Here is a 16,216-nt window from a genome sequence, read left to right as displayed (position 1 = left end):
TGGAACAGCCGGAATGACTGCCATGATCGACATCCTCATCGCGTTCCTCATCCTGCTCGGCGGTGCCTTCGCGCTGATCGGAAGCTGGGGGCTGGCGCGCCTGCCATCGCTGATGAGCCGCCTGCACGGCCCGACCAAGGCAACCACGTTGGGCGTGGGCGGGTGCCTGATGGCCTCGATGCTCTATTTCCCGACCCATGGCCTTAGCTGGTCGGCGCATGAACTGCTGATCACGCTTTTCCTGTTCATCACCGCGCCGATCTCGGCCAATATGATTGCCAAAGCCTATATCCATCGGCGGCATAGCGAAACCCGGATGACGGTCGAAACCGCCAGGATGCTGCCCGAATCGCCTGCCGGGGCTGCGGAATGGGCGACATTCGGCGTTGCTGATGCAGACCGACCGAAACAGCCTTCAGGCGAACCCGCTCAGCCTTTGTAAAGCGCGTCCAGCCGGTCGGCATAGCGTTTGCGGATCACATGGCGTCGGATCTTGATCGACGGGGTCATTTCCTCATTCTCGATCGTGAACGGTTCGTCGGCCAAGATGAAGCGACGAACCCGCTCGGTCACCGACAGGTCGCTATTCACCCGGTCCACCGCCGCGCGCAACGCCGCCATATAGGAGGGATCGGCGCGCGCCTCCGCCAGCGTCAGCCCCTTGGCCTGCGCCCATTCCAGCGTCCATTCCGCATCCGGCACGATCAGCCCGACCAGATAAGGCCGCCGGTCGCCATGGACCATCGCCTGCCCGATCTCGGCCTGCAGCGTCAGCATCCCCTCGACCTTTTGCGGTGCGACATTGTCGCCCTTGTCGTTGACGATCAGATCCTTCTTGCGATCGGTGATGCGGATGCGCCCCTTGGCGTCGAATTCGCCAATGTCGCCGGTGTGGAGCCAGCCATCCTTCAGCACCTTCGCGGTTTCCGCCGGATTGCGCCAATAGCCGTGCATGACCAATTCGCCGCGGACCAGAATTTCGCCATCCTCGGCGATCTTCACTTCCACGCCATCCAGCGGCGGGCCGACCGTGTCCATGGCAATGCCCGCGCGCGGGCGATTGCAGCTCACCACCGGCCCCGCCTCGGTCTGGCCATAGCCCTGAAGCAGAGTCAGGCCCATCGCGTCGAAGAACAGGCCGACATCGGGATTGAGCGGCGCGCCGCCCGACACCAGCGCCTTCAACCGGCCGCCAAACCGGGCGCGAATCTTGGGGATCAGGGTGCGGGCAAGCAGCGCCTTCATCGGCCGGTCGAGCAAGGATTTGCGCCCATGCTGCTCCTTCGCCGCGATACGCAGTGCCTGGGCCATCAGATAATTGGGGAATTTGCCCTGCTTCTCGATCGACTTCATGATCCGCGCGCGCAGCACTTCGAACAGGCGGGGGACAACCACCATGATGGTCGGCCGCGTTTCCTCGATATTGCTGGCGAGCTTTTCCAGCCCTTCGGAATAATAGATCTGCCCGCCCAGCAGCATCGGCAGAAATTGCCCGCCACTATGTTCATAGGCATGCGACAGCGGCAGGAAGGACAGGAAAACCTCCTCCCCCCAGCCGAAATCCTCCGCCACGACCGCGCCTGCCCCTTCGGCATTGAGCAGGATCGCGCCATGATGCTGCATGACCCCGCGCGGCGCCCCGCCGGTGCCGCTGGTGTAGATGATGCAGGCCTGGTCCTGGCGCGCCGCGGTCTGGGCGGCGGCGCAGGAGGCGACATCGACCGGGTGGGCCGCGATCAGATCATCCCACATATGGCAGGCGATCTGCCCCTGTGTTCCGCGCAATGGCTCCATGCCGATGATGAAGTCGGCCTGCGACCGGACGACGGCTGGCATCAGCACCTGCGCCAGCTTGGCGGTCGAAACGATGACGGCGCGCGCGCCGCTATCGGTCAATATATGCTGGTGATCGCGCGTTGTATTGGTGATGTAGGTCGGCACGGTGATGCACCCCGCCGCCATGATGGCGAGGTCGGCGATGCAGAATTCCGGGCGATTTTCGCTGACCAACATCACCGGATCGCCAGGCTTCAACCCCTGCGCCTTGAGCGCGGCAGACAGGGACGCGACCTGTTGTGCCACCGCGTTCCAGCTTAGCGACTGCCAAGCGCCGTCCGTCTTGCGCCACAGGAACGGCGCGTCGCCTTTCTCGCCTGCGCGGGCGAAGAACATGGTGACCAGATTGGGGAATTTTTCGATGGCCCTCAAGGCTCTGCTCCTGCGGTTCCGGCGCATCTGATGCGCGCCTGCTCATCGTCAGGCTATAGCTCCGCCTTGCCGTAACGGCCATCGACTTTATGGGGCTTCATCCATCGAAAAGCCCGTTCTGCACATCCTGCGGCGGATTAAGGCCCAGATGCTTCCACCCCGGCCCGTTGAGGCAACGGCCGCGCGCCGTGCGGGCGATGAGGCCAAGCTGGATGAGATAAGGTTCGATCACTTCCTCGATCGTATCGCGCGCTTCGGAAAGCCCCGCCGCCAGCGTTTCGACCCCCACCGGCCCACCACGGTAAATGTCGGCGATCATCATCAGATAGCGTCGGTCCATCAGGTCGAGGCCCAGTTCATCGACCTCCAGCCGCCGAAGCGAGGCATCGGCAACCTTAGCGTCCACGGCCGCGACGCCCGCGACATTGGCGAAATCCCGCACCCGGCGCAGCAGCCTTCCCGCAATGCGCGGCGTCCCCCGCGATCGTCGCGCAATCTCCATCGCCCCATCGGGCGTAATGGCAAGGTCGAGCAACCGCGCCGCGCGCCGCACCACCAGTTCCAGCTCGTCCACCGTGTAGAATTGCAACCGCACGGGAATGCCGAACCGGTCGCGCAGCGGCGTCGTCAGCAAGCCTTGCCGCGTCGTGGCCCCCACCAGCGTAAAGGGCGGCAGGTCGATGCGCACCGACCGCGCCGAAGGCCCTTCCCCGATCATCAGGTCAAGCGCGCGGTCCTCCATCGCGGGGTAGAGCACTTCCTCAACCGCCGGATTGAGCCGGTGGATTTCATCGACGAACAGGACGTCGCCCTCATCCAGATTGGTGAGCAACGCTGCCAGATCGCCCGACTTGGCGATGACCGGCCCGGACGTGGCGCGAAAACCGACGCCCATTTCCTTGGCGACGATCTGCGCGAGCGTCGTCTTGCCAAGGCCGGGCGGGCCGAAAAACAGCACATGATCCAGCGCCTCGCCGCGCGCCTTCGCCGCCTCGATAAACACGCGCAAATTCCCCCGCGCTGCCTCCTGCCCGATAAATTCGTCGAGCGACTTGGGACGCAGCGCAGCATCCACATCCTCGACGCGGCGGGCGGGTGTTAGGAGGCGGTCGTCGGTCATGGACGACGTCCCAAGGCCGACGGCGCGTCCATCGCGGAATGCAGTATACGCAGGATCAAGATGGTTTGCTCGCCGACATGATATAGCACTCGATGGGGTCGATGCGAAAAAGCTCTTATGCCGTCGCCATAATCGGGTCTCGCCTCGCCCGCCGCCGGATGGGTGCGCAACAAGGCGAAGATGCGCTCGAAACCCTGCATGTGCACCCGAACAGCCTCCAGACCGAAATATTCAAGACCATGATCCTGAATGGCGATCAGATCCTGTCGGGCGGCGACCGTCAGCCTGATCTTAGGCATCCGGCAAGCGCGCCATAATCTCTTTCAGGACATCTTCCGGTTCTGCATCGACAATGCCTGACACGAAGCCCTCTTCAAGGCGGGCGCGAACCCATTGTCGATCATATTCGGACGCCTCTTGGTCGCGGCGAACCAAGTCGCGCAGATAATCGGCGGCATCGACATAGCGCCCCTGTGCCAGACGGGCATCGACCCATTGTTCAAGGGCGGGCGGCATGGAGATGTTGAGGTCGGCCATGGTCACGTCATAAGCCTTTTATCCATGCAATCCAATGCGCCCATCACTTCGCCGCCTTCCGCAGCGCCAGCCGCACCAGCGCGTCCAAGCTGGCGTCGTCACCCAGTTCGGCCTCGGCGGACGCGACGGCGGTGCTGGCTTCATAGGGTTTGAAGCCCAGATTCTGCAGCGCGGACAGTGCGTCGGCTGCGAAGCTGCCGGTTGGCAGCACGGCCACGCCGCCCGTGCCGATCGGACTGCCCACCGGGGCCGCGCCGATCTTGTCCTTCAATTCATTGACGATGCGCTGGGCCAGCTTGGGACCGACGCCATTAGCGCGGGCGATCATCGCCTTGTCCCCCATGGCGACGGCCCGGTGCAGTTCCAGCGGTTCGAGCGCCGACAATATCGCCAGCGCCACGCGCGATCCAACGCCCTGCACATGGGTCAGCAGCCGATACCAGTCGCGTTCCTCCGCGCGCGCGAAGCCGACGAGGCGAATCGAATCCGCCGCCACCAGCATTTCGGTGTAGATCGTCACCGCTTCCCCCACCGACCCCAGGGCCGCGAGCGTGCGCGACGATGCGCCGACCAGATAGCCGACGCCGCCCACGTCAATGATGGCATGGTCGATGCCCGTGCTGTCCAGCAACCCCTTGAGTTTCGCGATCATGCCCGCTGCCTTTTGGTCATGATCTGTTCTTTACAGCCTGTCACGCGGCGCGCCAGTTAAAAGAATAGGTGCCTAAGGCAGCTTTTCGGCGTGCCATGCGTAATGCTGCCCAAACCCATTCCATTTTAAGGCGAATATGATGCAAATGACCGCGCCAATGCTCGGCCCCAAGGATTTCGAATATCCCGCGATCATGCTTTCGGGCGTGGTCGATCATGGCATGTATCTTCATTTCAAAAATTGCCTGTCCACTGCGCCGCAGCAGGGATTGGTAGTGGTCGAAATCTCCACCTTGGGCGGTGACCCCGAAATCGCTCGTCTGATGGGCGAAGATATCCGCTTCCATTCCGATCTTTATCCCGAACGGCGTCTGGTATTTCTAGGCCGCACCGCGGTCTATTCGGCGGGCGCGACCTTCATGAGCTTTTTCGCGACCGAAAACCGCTATGTCACGCGCGGCACGCGCCTCATGATCCATGAGCGGTTGATCACCAAGACGATCCAGCTCGCCGGCCCGCTATCGACCTGCATCGCGACGCTGAAGGGGACGCTCAACGAAATCCAGTCGTCGATCGCGATCCAGAATGAAGGCTTCCACAATCTGATCATGGGATCGGATATCACGATGGAAGAGCTGCTCGAAAAAGCGCCCGAAAACTGGTATCTCGAAGCCAATGAAGCGCGCGCGCGGGGGCTGATTGCCGCGGTGCTGTGATCAGGTCTTGCGCGATCTGCTCATTGCGCGTTGGTATCCGGCATGAACCGCATTCGATCAGGATCGCCGATCTTCCCCTGGCGCTATGGCATGTTCCTGGCGTTTCTGGCGACGATCGCGCCTTTGGCTCTGGTTCTGCCCTGGCATCAGGCGGTGATGGCGGGATTCGATATGGCCGCAATCGCCTTCATGCTGTCGGTAACATCCCTCATCCGGGCCGATGCCGCGGCGATGCGGCGCAAGGCCGCTGCGAATGATGCCAATCGCGATTTGATGCTGCTGATTACTGCCATCGTCAGCTTGGTCGCTCTGGTCGCTGTCGGCGTCGCGGTTGGGGAGCAGGGCGGGCATAAGGCGGCAACAGTTGCGCTGCTGCTGATCACGCTGCTGGTGGCGTGGCTATTCTCCAACCTCGTCTACGCGATGCATTATGCGCATATCTTCTATCGCGCCGATCCGCAGGGAGAGGATAGTGGCGGCCTCGACTTTCCAGATACGCACGAGCCAGGTTATTGGGACTTTCTCTATTTCGCTTTCACGCTCGGCATGACGTTCCAGACGTCCGATGTGTCCGTGACGAGCGGCATCATGCGCCGCACGGCGCTGTTTCAGAGCCTCGCCGCATTCCTGTTCAATCTTGGCATATTGGCGTTCACGATCAACGTGTTGGGCGGGTAACGTCTTAAGCGGCGTTGCCCCAGCCGGATCGCTGGCGCTGCCGTTGGCCACGCGCTGTTTTGGCCGGACCAACGGCCTTCCCGGCATCATCCTCCATATGCGCCACAGACCGCCACCATTCCGCTACGACCGGACGCAGCGCGGATAGGCTGCCGGACCGTGGCATCGCGTACCAGTTCTCGCCATGACGATGAAAGGTCCAGTTGGAATCGCAATTGAGCGGAACGCGCTCGAAACGCGGCGAGGCTTTGGAGCCGGGGGAATCGCTGATCTCCCGCAATTGGGCAGGTACATTCTGGATGCTGCCATCGGGAAACCGCACCGCGATCGTCATCTCCTGCCTCCATCATTATCGGTTGATGAGGGGATAACGCATTGAGATAAAATGGGTTCACGGCCTTGCTGCAGGTTAAGCAGTTTGTCTGGACCCTGGCTCTCGCCCAAAGCCTTCACCGCTTGCTTACCAAATTTTGCTAGGTCTTGCCGCCATGAGCGACTCTGACGATCCCTGCCCCAAATCCGCCGTCAGCCATGGCGTCGGTATCGCTGGCCTTGCGGGCCTTAGCCTCTGGACGCTGGTCGCGCGCCATTATGGCATGAACGGTCCCCATGCCGGACTGGCCGCCGTCGTCGCCTGCGGCGTGCCGATGGTGCTATGGTCGCTGCTGATCGACAAGGTGCATCGCAATGCCTCGACGGGAATTGACTGGCACGCACCCGCCCGTCCGGTTCGCAGCGTGTTGGACATCAGCATCGTCAAGATCGCCGGGCTATGGGCAACCTGGCTCGTCATCGCCATCTTCTATTGCGTCGCGCGCTGGTATTGGAGCGGCAATTACCGCTTCTCGATGGACTTGTTCACCAGTGCAGCTCCGTGGCTGCTCGCGCTCTCCATCCCCTATATCATCTGGATCGACCGGCGGATGGTGGAGCCGAAGGACGCTTCTTACAGCTTTGGCCAATGGGTGATCGGCGGCGCGGCGAGTGCGCCCGACATGGTGCAGGTCGCCCATCACGCCCGCGCCTGGGCGGTAAAGGGCTTCTTCCTGGCGTTCATGGTGTCGATCGTACCGGGCAATTTTTCAAGCGTCGTGGAATGGCGGATCACCGATGCGCTGGCCAATCCGATCGCGCTGGCCAGCTTCTTGATCGCGGTCATGTTCATGATCGACGTCTGCCTGGCGACGGTCGGCTATATCCTGACCTTCAAGCCGCTCGATTCGCATATCCGTACCGCCAATCCCTATCTCGCCGGCTGGCTGGCCGCGCTCATCTGCTATCCGCCTTTCGTCTTGATGGGCGGTGGCGGCCCGCTCGATTATCATGCGGGCGGTGCCGAGTGGGATTATTGGACGCAGGGGTCGACGACGCTGCAATGGTTGCTGGGCGGATGGCTGGTGCTGCTGACCGCCATCTATGCCTGGGCGACGATGGCGTTCGGCCTGCGCTTTTCCAACCTCACCCATCGCGGCATTTTGACTCATGGTCCCTATCGCTGGACCCGGCACCCGGCCTATTTGTCGAAGAACCTGTTCTGGTGGTTTTCAGCGCTGCCCTTCCTGAGCGTCAGCGGGTCGATCACCGACATTGTGCGCAATTGCGCGATGCTGGGCCTTACCAACGCCGTCTATTATTGGCGCGCCCGCACCGAGGAGCAGCATCTGTCTGCCGACCCCGACTATCGTGCCTATAGCGACTGGATGGAACGCAACGCCCCGGTGCCTCGCTTCTTCGCGTGGGTCACCGGGCGCAAGCGGGACATAGCGAGCGGGCCGCAGGCGACGGAACAGCCCACCCCCCCGCGCATTGCATGATATCACCCCCTCTGAATGAAGCCTGCAAAGGCCGTCTTTTTGCCAACGCCTTTTACAGGTCATCGTCATGATCCGATCCCGTTTCGGTACGTTCCGTGGACTGGTGCGACTTGCGCTGGCCTATCCGCAACTGGCGCTTGGCCGGTCCGGCAGCGTCAACCCAGATCCCGCGCATGTTCGACGGCTGGTGTTCGTGTGTCAGGGCAATATCTGCCGTAGCGCCTTTGCTGATGTGGTAGCGCGGAACATAGGGTTGAACAGTGCCTCCTTCGGCCTGTCGACCACGACCGGACGCCCGGCCCATGAACCCGCGATCGTCGCTGCACGGACGTTAGGCCATGACATGAGTGCGCACTGTGCCGTCGATATGGATGATTATGTGCCCGAAACAGGCGATCTATTATTGGCGATGGAAGTGCGGCAATTGCATCGGCTGGCGACAGACCCGCGTCTCACCGGCCTGCCCCGCATGCTGCTGGGTCGCTGGACGCGGCCGATGCTTCCCCATCTGCATGATCCCTACAGGCTTGATGACCGCTATATGCTGCGATGCCTGGCCCGGATCGAAGGTGCCGTCAGCGCGCTGGTCAGCGCTTTCCCCGGCGCACGGCTTTCCTGAACATTTGCGTCATGTCACGCAGCCATGGGCGGGGGTCTGACAGGCTGAAAACATAATAGCGCGCACGCGGATCGAAGAAACTGAGCAGATAGGCACCCAAATCAGTGAGCGGCCGACGTCTGAAGAAGGGATCGCTGATCCGTCCCGGCGAGAGCAAAATACGCGCAAGCCGCTTGGTTTCGGGCACCATGTAGCGGGCACGGAGCGTATCGCGCGGTATCGGTGCGGCGTCCGTCTGGCGCAGGACCGTGCGGCGATAGGCTTCCCAGGCAAACAGCGCACCACAATGGCGCGCCAGCGGCAAGCTGCCCCAGAAACGGCCATTGACTTCCATCAGCCAATAGCGACCGCTTTCGGCTTCGTAGCGATATTCGACCATCGCCTGCCCCTGCCAGTCGAGCGCACACAGCAGCGCTTCCGACAACCGCATTTGCGCCGCATGCGCGGTGTTCGGCTCCGCCCGGCAGAGGGTCGATACACCACCTTCGGGCGGCCATTCGTGCAGGCGGCGGTGCTGAAAGCGCAAGGTTGCCTGACCATTGTCCATATACAGCATCTGGCCGAGGCCAACGCCGCGGCAATATTGCTGAATCAGCGGCCAATGTCCGACGCGCGCATAGCGATCAAGCAATGCTGCCAGTTCCTGAGGCGTGCGAACATATTCGGTCTTGAGCCATTCCAAGCCCGCCCGTTCCAGGACCGGCATGATTTCCGGCGGATTGGCCCATTTGGCGACCAGCGGATAGCGCATCGCCGCGACATGCGCCGCGAAATCTTCGCCGGTTCGGGGTTGCCAGGTTTGCGGAATGCACAATCCGACTTGCTCCGCAATTTCCAGCGTACGAAGCTTGTCCAGCACCTTGGCCAGCGGCGCAGGCCGGGGCACCAGCAAATGGCAGTCACCGATGACAGGCGGCAGCGTCGAGAGTTCCAACAGGTCGGATTCGGAAATAGCCAGCACCGCCCCTGCCCCCGTGCTGCGGATAAGGTCGGGCAGCCAGTCGGCTATCAATCCAGGCGGGCGCGCGATCATTGCGGTGCAGTGTCGCGAGGCTGCGGCCACAGGTGCCGCTTCGCGGGCGATGCCGTGGACAGGGACGCCCCTTTCGCCCAGTTCGCGAACGACTGTCAGGCCGATGGCATTTTCCAGACCAAGGACGAGCGCGACCGGATAGTCGTTCACGCAGGAATCAACCGATGTTCGTATCGCCACGTCGCCCACGCCTGCTGCGCCAGCCGCAGCCCGGTCCGCACCCGGCTGGGCGCAACGCGCGTCAGGGGCTTTGGCGACGAATCGGCCATAGCGGGGGAGATTTCGCGGAACCCCACGCCCCGCACCTGCGGCAAGCGCGCGGCTTCACGGCACAAGGCCACGAACCGTTTCTTGACCATGACATTGGGGCGTTGCCGGTCGCGGGAGAGCATTTCGAAACTGTGGGTGACGACCGTGAAGGCGTCATGCCCCATCCGCGCGGCGTGACGCAGGCCTGCGCGCATTTCGCTCGCCGACATCGCGCATATCTGCGCGGGGCGGAAATGGCCGGGACGATCTTGGATACCCGATACCGGCAGTTCGACAATATTTTGCATCCATTGCGCGCCGATCTGCGCTGGATCGGCCGTGATGGCGCATCCATGGTCTAGATAAGCGGGGTTGACGCTGCTGTCCCACATCACCCCGATCGCAGCTAGCGCCCGCAGCGTATCGTCATTGGCGCCGAAATTGCCGGCGCGAAAGGCTGTAATGGATGGTGCCCCGGCCTGCTCCAGCAACGCCTTGGCTCGGCTCAGAAGGGTAATTTGATCGTCGAGCGAAAAATCTCTGATATTGCGCCCTTGCCGTCCGCCGACCGGCGAGTCTTTGGCCCAGGCGAGCCATTCGGTATGGATATGCATCTGCACTTCATGGCCCCGGCTCTCGATCACCTCGACAATGGGTGCGAGGAAATCAGCGCCATGCACCAGTGCGGGCATGGGATCGAGGAAGAAGACGCCCTTGAGACCATAGCGTTCCAGCATGTCCATCTGCCAGCCGATGCCATGCGCCTGCCCCCGCGCTTCCGCCCAAATCGAGCGGCTGACATTCTCAGACAGGCCTACGCCGCGCTGGTACAGCGATGAGGACAGCTCTGTATCAACGGTGATGAGTAGCGCGGTCATGGGCAGTCCGGTCAGAGGGTAACGCCCTTCCATAGGAAGGAGGCGTTAATGACCCGTAATATGTCTCGCATATGTCTGGCCCGCTATCCTGGAAAACAACAGCATCTTTTCAAACCAGACAGTGGATGCCCAATCAGACCGTCAAGCAATCAGCGAAAATTCGCCATAGCTCCCTTGAAAGAACAACAGCGGTCGCTCCGGCCGATCGACTTCCAGCGCTACCACCTTACCGAGTACGATATAATGATCACCGGCTTCATGCACCGCGTCCAGCGTGCAATCAATCCAGGCGATGACATTATCGAGAATCGGCGAACCATTGGCCGATGCGCGATGGGCGATGCCCGTAAATTTATCAGGGCCCGGTCCAGCAATCTGGCGGCAGACTGGCCGCTGATCGCTCGCGAGGATATTGACGCAGAATTTGCCGACCGCCTCGATCCGAGGCCAGCTGCTCGATGTCTTGGCGGGGAAGAAAGCCACTAGCGGCGGATCGAGCGAGACCGAGGTGAAAGACCCGACCACCATGCCAATCGGCGTGGCGTCCGCCTCCACGGCCGTGACGACGCACACGCCGGTGGGATAATGGCCCAGCACCCGGCGGAAGGTTGCGCTGTCGAAACTCACTATGTCACTCATGCCCGATCGCTCCTACAACTCATCCCATAGGCCGCGCCGGTCAGAGCGCGATCCCGCCCGCCGCCAGCACCGCCAGCGTCAGCAATTCGGATGCATTGGACGCCATGGTCGCGATCTGCACCGATTTTTCCATGCCGACCAGCACCGGGCCAATCATCGACGTACCGCCCAGTTCACGCAGCAGCTTGGCCGAAATATTGGCCGATTGCAGGCCCGGCATGACCAGCACATTGGCAGGACCGGACAGACGACTGAACGGATAATTTTTCATGACGGCGGGGTTGAGCGCCACGTCGGCGGTCATTTCGCCCTCATATTCGAAATCGACCTCGCGTTCGTCCAGTAGCTTTACCGCGCCGCGCACATTTTCCAGGAAGGCGCCCGGCGGGTTGCCGAAATTGGAGTAGGAGAGGAAGGCGACGCGCGGGTCATGGCCCATCCGCCGCGCGACCGCGACGGTGCCTTCGGCAATGTCGGCCAGTTCGCCTGCCGTCGGCCGTTCGTTGACTGTCGTGTCGGCCAGGAACACGGTCTTGTCCTTGGCTACCATGACATGGATGCCGAACGGCGTGCGGCCGACGGCGGGGTCCATCACCCGCTTCACCTCGCGCAGGGTCTGCGCATAGGGACGGGTCATGCCGGTGATCATGGCATCGGCAACGCCCATCTTCACCAGCAACGTGCCGAAGATATTGCGATCGCGATTGACCATGCGTTCGCAATCGCGGCGCAGATAGCCGCGCCGCTGGAGCCGGGCGTAGAGCAGATCGACCATATCGGGGACGAGCGGCGAATTGACGCTATTGTGCAGTTCGAAGCTATCCGGGTCACGCACGCCCAGCGCCTTGAGCTTATCCACCACGTCGCCGCGTCCCACCAGCACCGGCACGCCATAGCCCAGATCGCGGAACTGGATGGCGGCGCGCAGCACCACTTCCTCTTCCGCTTCGGCGAAAACGACGCGCTTGGGGTTGGCTTTCGCGACTTCATAAGCGGTGGTCAGGACCGAAGTGGTCGGATTGAGACGCGCCTTCAAGGACTGGCGATAGGCCGCCATGTCGGCGATCGGCTTTTGCGCCACGCCGCTGTCCATCGCCGCCTGCGCGACGGCCGAGGGCACCACTTCCATCAGGCGCGGATCGAAGGGCGCGGGGATGATGTAGTCGGGGCCGAAGCTGTGCGAACGGCCATAGGCCTTGGCCACTTCCTCCGGCACCTGTTCGCGCGCCAGTTCGGCGATGGCATGGGCGGCGGCGACCTTCATCGCTTCGTTGATCGTCGTCGCGCGCACATCGAGCGCGCCGCGGAAGATGAAAGGGAAGCCGATGACGTTGTTGACCTGATTGGGATAATCCGACCGGCCAGTGGCCACGATCGCTTCGGGGCGCACCGACTTGGCATCGGGCGGGGTGATTTCCGGGTCCGGGTTGGCCATGGCGAAGATGATCGGCTTGTCGCCCATATCCTTGACCATGTCCGGCGTCACGGCGCCCTTGACCGAAAGCCCCAGGAATACGTCCGCACCCTTCATCGCTTCTTTCAGCGTGCGCGCGTCGGTCTTGACCGCATGGGCCGACTTCCACTGGTTCATGCCCTCGGTGCGGCCCTGATAGATCACGCCCTTGCTGTCGCACATGATGACATTGTCACCCGCGACACCCAATGCCTTGATCAGTTCGGTGCAGGCGATCGATGCCGCGCCCGCACCATTGACCACGACCTTGAGGTCTTTGAGTTCACGCCCGGTCAGCATCGCCGCGTTGATGACGCCCGCCGCCGCGATGATCGCGGTGCCATGTTGGTCGTCGTGGAACACCGGGATGTTCATCCGCTCTTTGAGCGTCTGTTCGATGATGAAGCACTCTGGGGCCTTGATATCCTCAAGGTTGATGCCGCCGAAGGTCGGCTCCATCAATTCGACCGCATCAATGAAGCGATCAACATCTTCGGTCTTGAGTTCGATGTCGATGGAATCCACGTCGGCGAAGCGCTTGAACAGCACCGCCTTGCCCTCCATCACCGGCTTGGATGCGAGCGCGCCGAGATTGCCAAGGCCCAGGATCGCCGTGCCATTGGTGATGACCGCGACCAGATTGCCCTTGGCGGTATAATCATAGGCGAGGGCCGGGTCTTTCGCGATCGCCAGCACCGGCACCGCAACACCGGGCGAATAAGCGAGGCTGAGGTCGCGCTGCGTCGCCATCGGTTTGGACGCGATGATCTCGATCTTGCCGGGGCGACCGGTCGAATGGAAAAACAGCGCCTCGCGCTCGGAAAATTCCACACTCGACTTATCGGTCATCGGTTATCCGCCTCTTCTGTCCGTTGCCTTGGCCCTAGCGGCAAGCCATGCTTGGGGGCAAGTGCGAGAAGGCCGCTTTTTCACGCTCTTTCCTGCGCGCCGCCTTGCCGCTATCCGGGCACGATGCGCAGCGCCCCGGACACGTCCTCACCCCTTACGCCGATGATGGCGCAATATCTGACGCTCAAGGCACAGGCGCGCGATTGCCTGCTCTTCTACCGCATGGGCGATTTCTTCGAACTCTTCTTCGACGATGCCAAGGCGGCGGCGGCCACGCTCGACATCGCGCTGACCAGCCGGGGCGAACATGATGGCGCGCCGATCCCGATGTGCGGGGTGCCGGTCCATAGCGCGGAGGGCTATCTCGCGCGGCTGATCAAGGCGGGCCATCGCGTCGCCATTGCCGAGCAGACCGAAACCCCGGCGCAGGCGAAGGCGCGCGGCGGCAAGACGCTCGTGGCGCGCGACATCGTGCGATACGTGACGGCGGGCACGCTGACCGAGGAGACGTTGCTCGATTCCCGGCGCGACAATATGCTCGTCGCGCTGGCGCAGGTCGGCGGAGACAGCGAGATCGGGATCGCGGCTGCCGACATTTCAACCGGCCGGTTCGAGACGATGACCTGTCGCACAGCCGATCTTCATGCCGAACTCGCGCGCCTGCGTCCCAGCGAGACGGTGGTGGCGGAGGGATCGTCGCTCGACCTGCCCAACATGCATATGTTCGATCGCGCGGCCTTTTCCAGCACGCGCGCCGAAGCGGCGCTCAAGCGGCTGTTTGCGGTCGCGACGTTGGACGGGTTCGGCCAGTTTGGCCGCGCGGAGCTGGCCGCGATGGGCGGGCTGATCGCCTATCTCGACCATGCGGGCAAAGGCACTCTGCCCTTCCTGGCGCCGCCTTTGCGCCAGACGAGCGGCGGCCATGTCGCGATCGACGCGGCGACGCGCGAGAGTCTGGAAATCGTCGCGACCACCAGCGGCGCGCGTGCGGGCAGCCTGCTGGGCGCGGTCGATCGCACCGTAACAGGGGCGGGTGCGCGACTGCTGGGGCAGTATCTGTCCGCACCGCTGATGGACCTCGACCGGATCGAGGCGCGGCTGGGGCTGGTGCAGCTCTTCCATGACGATGCGGGGTTGCGCGATCAGTTGCGCGCGGCGCTGCGGGCGCTGCCCGATATCGGCCGCGCGCTGGGGCGGGTGGCGGTCGGGCGCGGCTCGCCCCGCGACCTGGGGCAATTGCGCGACGGTCTGGGCGAAGCGCGGCTGCTGCGCGAGCGGCTGGGGCATTTGCCTGATCCGCCCTTGTTGCTGGCGCGGCTGCTGCCCGCGCTTGATGGCCATGGCGCGCTGGTCGATGCGCTGTCGCGCGCTTTGGTGCCAGCGCCGCCGACCGAGACGGCGAGCGGCGGCTATATCGCCGATGGCTATGATCCCGCGCTCGATGAACTGCGCCGGATGGCCGGTGACGGTCGCCGCGCGATCGCCGCGCTGGAGGCCAAATATCGCGAGCAGACGGGCATTGCGACGCTCAAGATTCGCCATAATGGCGTGCTGGGCTATCATGTCGAGGTGCCTGCCCGCGCCGCCGATGCGCTGATGGTGCCGACCAGCGGCTTCACCCACCGCCAGACGCTCGCTGGCGTCGTGCGCTTCAATTCGGTCGATCTGCATGAAGAGGCCGGGCGGGTCGCGCAGGCGGGGGCGCATGCGCTGGTCGCGGAAGCCGCGCATCTCGAAGAGTTGATCGCCGCCGTGCTGACCCGCAAGGCCGACATCGCGCGCGCAGGCCAGGCGCTCGCCCGGCTCGATGTCGCAGCGGCGCTCGCTGAACGGGCGGCAGAGGACGGCTGGCAGCGGCCCCATCTGATCGCCGATGACGGGTCCAATCCCTGCTTGTCGATCAATGGCGGGCGGCATCCCGTGGTGGAGGACGCGCTGCGCCGCGAGGGCCAGGCTTTCGTCGCCAATGATTGCTGTCTGGTCGCCGATGACCGGCTGTGGCTGGTCACCGGCCCCAATATGGGCGGCAAGTCGACCTTCCTGCGGCAAAATGCGCTGATCGTCATCCTGGCGCAGGCGGGTGCCTATGTCCCGGCGCAATCGGCGACGCTGACCTTGGTCGATCGGCTGTTCAGCCGGGTGGGCGCGTCGGATAATCTGGCCAAGGGGCGGTCGACCTTCATGGTCGAGATGGTTGAAACCGCCGCGATCCTGGCGCAGGCGACGACGCGCAGCTTCGTCATTCTCGATGAGGTCGGGCGCGGCACCTCCACCTATGATGGGCTGGCGCTCGCCTGGGCGGTGGTGGAGGCGGTGCACGAGGTCAATCGCTGCCGCTGCCTGTTTGCCACCCATTATCATGAGCTGACGCGGCTGGCCGAAAGTCTGTCCGCCCTATCCCTCCATCATGTCCGCGCGCGGGAGTGGAAGGGCGATCTGGTGCTGCTCCACGAACTTAGCGACGGACCGGCCGACCGCAGCTATGGCCTGGCTGTCGCGCGGCTGGCGGGGCTACCCGCGCCGGTGCTCAAACGCGCCAAGGATGTGCTGGCCCGGCTGGAAGCGGGCAAGGCGAAGACGGGCGGCATCGCCGCAGGACTGGACGACCTGCCCCTGTTCGCGGCGGCCGCGGCGCAAGAGGAAGCTGCGCCCGATCCGGTGCGCGCGGCCATCGCCGCGATCGACGCGGATGCGCTGTCCCCGCGTGAAGCACTCGATCACATATATCGATTGAAACAACTGGCAGCCGAGGCGACGCCCGACTAGAGAACG

The 16,216-nt window shown here is 63.2% G+C and carries 16 protein-coding genes; 6 read left to right on the top strand and 10 right to left on the bottom strand.

Features of this window, described 5'->3' with window-relative positions:
- Positions 1–22: 22 nt before the first annotated feature.
- On the top strand, positions 23–442 hold the full coding sequence (locus J2W40_RS13730; RefSeq protein ID WP_310225724.1) for a Na+/H+ antiporter subunit G: 420 nt from the start codon (positions 23–25) through the stop codon (positions 440–442).
- On the opposite strand, the gene J2W40_RS13725 is transcribed toward J2W40_RS13730, so the two are convergent.
- The 5 genes from J2W40_RS13725 to ruvA form a co-directional block, all read right to left on the bottom strand.
- A complete protein-coding gene (locus J2W40_RS13725) occupies positions 430–2,172 on the bottom strand; it encodes an AMP-dependent synthetase/ligase (RefSeq protein ID WP_310225849.1) in 1,743 nt (580 codons plus the stop codon). The two genes, J2W40_RS13730 and J2W40_RS13725, sit on opposite strands and share 13 nt — an antisense overlap.
- Positions 2,173–2,305: 133 nt before the next feature.
- On the bottom strand, positions 2,306–3,328 hold the full coding sequence (gene ruvB / locus J2W40_RS13720; protein WP_069065663.1) for a Holliday junction branch migration DNA helicase RuvB: 1,023 nt from the start codon (positions 3,326–3,328) through the stop codon (positions 2,306–2,308).
- Positions 3,325–3,627, bottom strand: a complete 303-nt coding sequence (locus J2W40_RS13715) for a type II toxin-antitoxin system RelE/ParE family toxin (RefSeq protein ID WP_037474890.1) — start codon at positions 3,625–3,627, stop codon at positions 3,325–3,327. Before J2W40_RS13715 ends, ruvB begins: the two co-directional genes overlap by 4 nt.
- Complete coding sequence (locus J2W40_RS13710; protein ID WP_037474888.1) at positions 3,620–3,865, bottom strand: ribbon-helix-helix domain-containing protein; 246 nt, start codon at positions 3,863–3,865, stop codon at positions 3,620–3,622. The genes J2W40_RS13715 and J2W40_RS13710 overlap by 8 nt, the downstream gene beginning before the upstream one ends.
- A 43-nt stretch (positions 3,866–3,908) precedes the next feature.
- On the bottom strand, positions 3,909–4,517 hold the full coding sequence (ruvA, locus tag J2W40_RS13705) for a Holliday junction branch migration protein RuvA (protein WP_310225720.1): 609 nt from the start codon (positions 4,515–4,517) through the stop codon (positions 3,909–3,911).
- 139 nt (positions 4,518–4,656) lie between these two features.
- Between ruvA and J2W40_RS13700 the strand changes: the two genes are divergently transcribed.
- Together J2W40_RS13700 and J2W40_RS13695 are read left to right on the top strand one after the other, a co-directional pair.
- Positions 4,657–5,232: a peptidase S14 gene (locus tag J2W40_RS13700; protein WP_310225847.1), complete on the top strand. Its 576-nt coding sequence runs from the start codon at positions 4,657–4,659 to the stop codon at positions 5,230–5,232.
- Positions 5,233–5,274: 42 nt separating this feature from the next.
- The gene (locus tag J2W40_RS13695; RefSeq protein ID WP_310225718.1) at positions 5,275–5,910 is read left to right on the top strand and encodes a DUF1345 domain-containing protein; all 636 of its coding nucleotides are present in this window, start codon (positions 5,275–5,277) and stop codon (positions 5,908–5,910) included.
- 4 nt (positions 5,911–5,914) lie between these two features.
- On the opposite strand, the gene J2W40_RS13690 is transcribed toward J2W40_RS13695, so the two are convergent.
- Positions 5,915–6,244 carry a hypothetical protein gene (locus J2W40_RS13690; RefSeq protein ID WP_310225716.1) on the bottom strand — a complete coding sequence of 110 codons (330 nt, stop codon included), beginning with the start codon at positions 6,242–6,244 and terminating at the stop codon, positions 5,915–5,917.
- A gap of 154 nt (positions 6,245–6,398) precedes the next feature.
- On the opposite strand from J2W40_RS13690, the gene J2W40_RS13685 reads away from it, so the two are divergent.
- Both J2W40_RS13685 and J2W40_RS13680 read left to right on the top strand, forming a co-directional pair.
- The gene (locus J2W40_RS13685; protein WP_310225714.1) at positions 6,399–7,724 is read left to right on the top strand and encodes a methyltransferase family protein; all 1,326 of its coding nucleotides are present in this window, start codon (positions 6,399–6,401) and stop codon (positions 7,722–7,724) included.
- Between the two features lie 67 nt (positions 7,725–7,791).
- The gene (locus J2W40_RS13680; protein WP_310225712.1) at positions 7,792–8,343 is read left to right on the top strand and encodes an arsenate reductase/protein-tyrosine-phosphatase family protein; all 552 of its coding nucleotides are present in this window, start codon (positions 7,792–7,794) and stop codon (positions 8,341–8,343) included.
- On the opposite strand, the gene J2W40_RS13675 is transcribed toward J2W40_RS13680, so the two are convergent.
- The 4 genes from J2W40_RS13675 to J2W40_RS13660 form a co-directional block, all read right to left on the bottom strand.
- Positions 8,312–9,526, bottom strand: coding sequence for a carboxylate--amine ligase (locus J2W40_RS13675; protein ID WP_310225710.1), 1,215 nt, complete (start codon positions 9,524–9,526; stop codon positions 8,312–8,314). The two genes, J2W40_RS13680 and J2W40_RS13675, sit on opposite strands and share 32 nt — an antisense overlap.
- Positions 9,523–10,503 (bottom strand): polysaccharide deacetylase family protein, encoded by a 981-nt coding sequence (locus tag J2W40_RS13670; protein ID WP_310225708.1) that lies wholly within the window; start codon positions 10,501–10,503, stop codon positions 9,523–9,525. Before J2W40_RS13670 ends, J2W40_RS13675 begins: the two co-directional genes overlap by 4 nt.
- 141 nt (positions 10,504–10,644) lie before the next feature.
- A complete protein-coding gene (locus J2W40_RS13665) occupies positions 10,645–11,142 on the bottom strand; it encodes a flavin reductase family protein (RefSeq protein ID WP_310225705.1) in 498 nt (165 codons plus the stop codon).
- Between the two features lie 40 nt (positions 11,143–11,182).
- Positions 11,183–13,444 (bottom strand): NADP-dependent malic enzyme, encoded by a 2,262-nt coding sequence (locus J2W40_RS13660; RefSeq protein ID WP_310225703.1) that lies wholly within the window; start codon positions 13,442–13,444, stop codon positions 11,183–11,185.
- 123 nt (positions 13,445–13,567) lie between these two features.
- Between J2W40_RS13660 and mutS the strand changes: the two genes are divergently transcribed.
- Positions 13,568–16,210 carry a DNA mismatch repair protein MutS gene (gene mutS / locus J2W40_RS13655; protein WP_310225701.1) on the top strand — a complete coding sequence of 881 codons (2,643 nt, stop codon included), beginning with the start codon at positions 13,568–13,570 and terminating at the stop codon, positions 16,208–16,210.
- The last annotated feature ends 6 nt before the right edge of the window (positions 16,211–16,216 follow it).

It is taken from the genome of Sphingobium xenophagum, assembly GCF_031457465.1.
In the GTDB taxonomy this organism is placed as follows: Bacteria; Pseudomonadota; Alphaproteobacteria; order Sphingomonadales; family Sphingomonadaceae; genus Sphingobium; species Sphingobium xenophagum_A.
This window is presented reverse-complemented; position numbering and strand designations above follow the sequence as displayed.

Excerpts from the sequence above, each read along its gene's own strand:
- J2W40_RS13660 (WP_310225703.1), bottom strand. The coding sequence starts at position 13,444 with ATGACCGATAAGTCGAGTGTGGAATTTTCCGAGCGCGAGGCGCTGTTT.
- J2W40_RS13700 (WP_310225847.1), top strand. The coding sequence starts at position 4,657 with ATGCAAATGACCGCGCCAATGCTCGGCCCCAAGGATTTCGAATATCCC.
- J2W40_RS13670 (WP_310225708.1), bottom strand. The coding sequence starts at position 10,503 with ATGACCGCGCTACTCATCACCGTTGATACAGAGCTGTCCTCATCGCTG.
- J2W40_RS13710 (WP_037474888.1), bottom strand. The coding sequence starts at position 3,865 with ATGGCCGACCTCAACATCTCCATGCCGCCCGCCCTTGAACAATGGGTC.
- ruvB (WP_069065663.1), bottom strand. The coding sequence starts at position 3,328 with ATGACCGACGACCGCCTCCTAACACCCGCCCGCCGCGTCGAGGATGTG.
- J2W40_RS13665 (WP_310225705.1), bottom strand. The coding sequence starts at position 11,142 with ATGAGTGACATAGTGAGTTTCGACAGCGCAACCTTCCGCCGGGTGCTG.
- J2W40_RS13725 (WP_310225849.1), bottom strand. The coding sequence starts at position 2,172 with ATGTTCTTCGCCCGCGCAGGCGAGAAAGGCGACGCGCCGTTCCTGTGG.
- ruvA (WP_310225720.1), bottom strand. The coding sequence starts at position 4,517 with ATGATCGCGAAACTCAAGGGGTTGCTGGACAGCACGGGCATCGACCAT.
- mutS (WP_310225701.1), top strand. The coding sequence starts at position 13,568 with ATGCGCAGCGCCCCGGACACGTCCTCACCCCTTACGCCGATGATGGCG.
- J2W40_RS13680 (WP_310225712.1), top strand. The coding sequence starts at position 7,792 with ATGATCCGATCCCGTTTCGGTACGTTCCGTGGACTGGTGCGACTTGCG.
- J2W40_RS13685 (WP_310225714.1), top strand. The coding sequence starts at position 6,399 with ATGAGCGACTCTGACGATCCCTGCCCCAAATCCGCCGTCAGCCATGGC.
- J2W40_RS13715 (WP_037474890.1), bottom strand. The coding sequence starts at position 3,627 with ATGCCTAAGATCAGGCTGACGGTCGCCGCCCGACAGGATCTGATCGCC.
- J2W40_RS13695 (WP_310225718.1), top strand. The coding sequence starts at position 5,275 with ATGAACCGCATTCGATCAGGATCGCCGATCTTCCCCTGGCGCTATGGC.
- J2W40_RS13730 (WP_310225724.1), top strand. The coding sequence starts at position 23 with ATGATCGACATCCTCATCGCGTTCCTCATCCTGCTCGGCGGTGCCTTC.
- J2W40_RS13690 (WP_310225716.1), bottom strand. The coding sequence starts at position 6,244 with ATGACGATCGCGGTGCGGTTTCCCGATGGCAGCATCCAGAATGTACCT.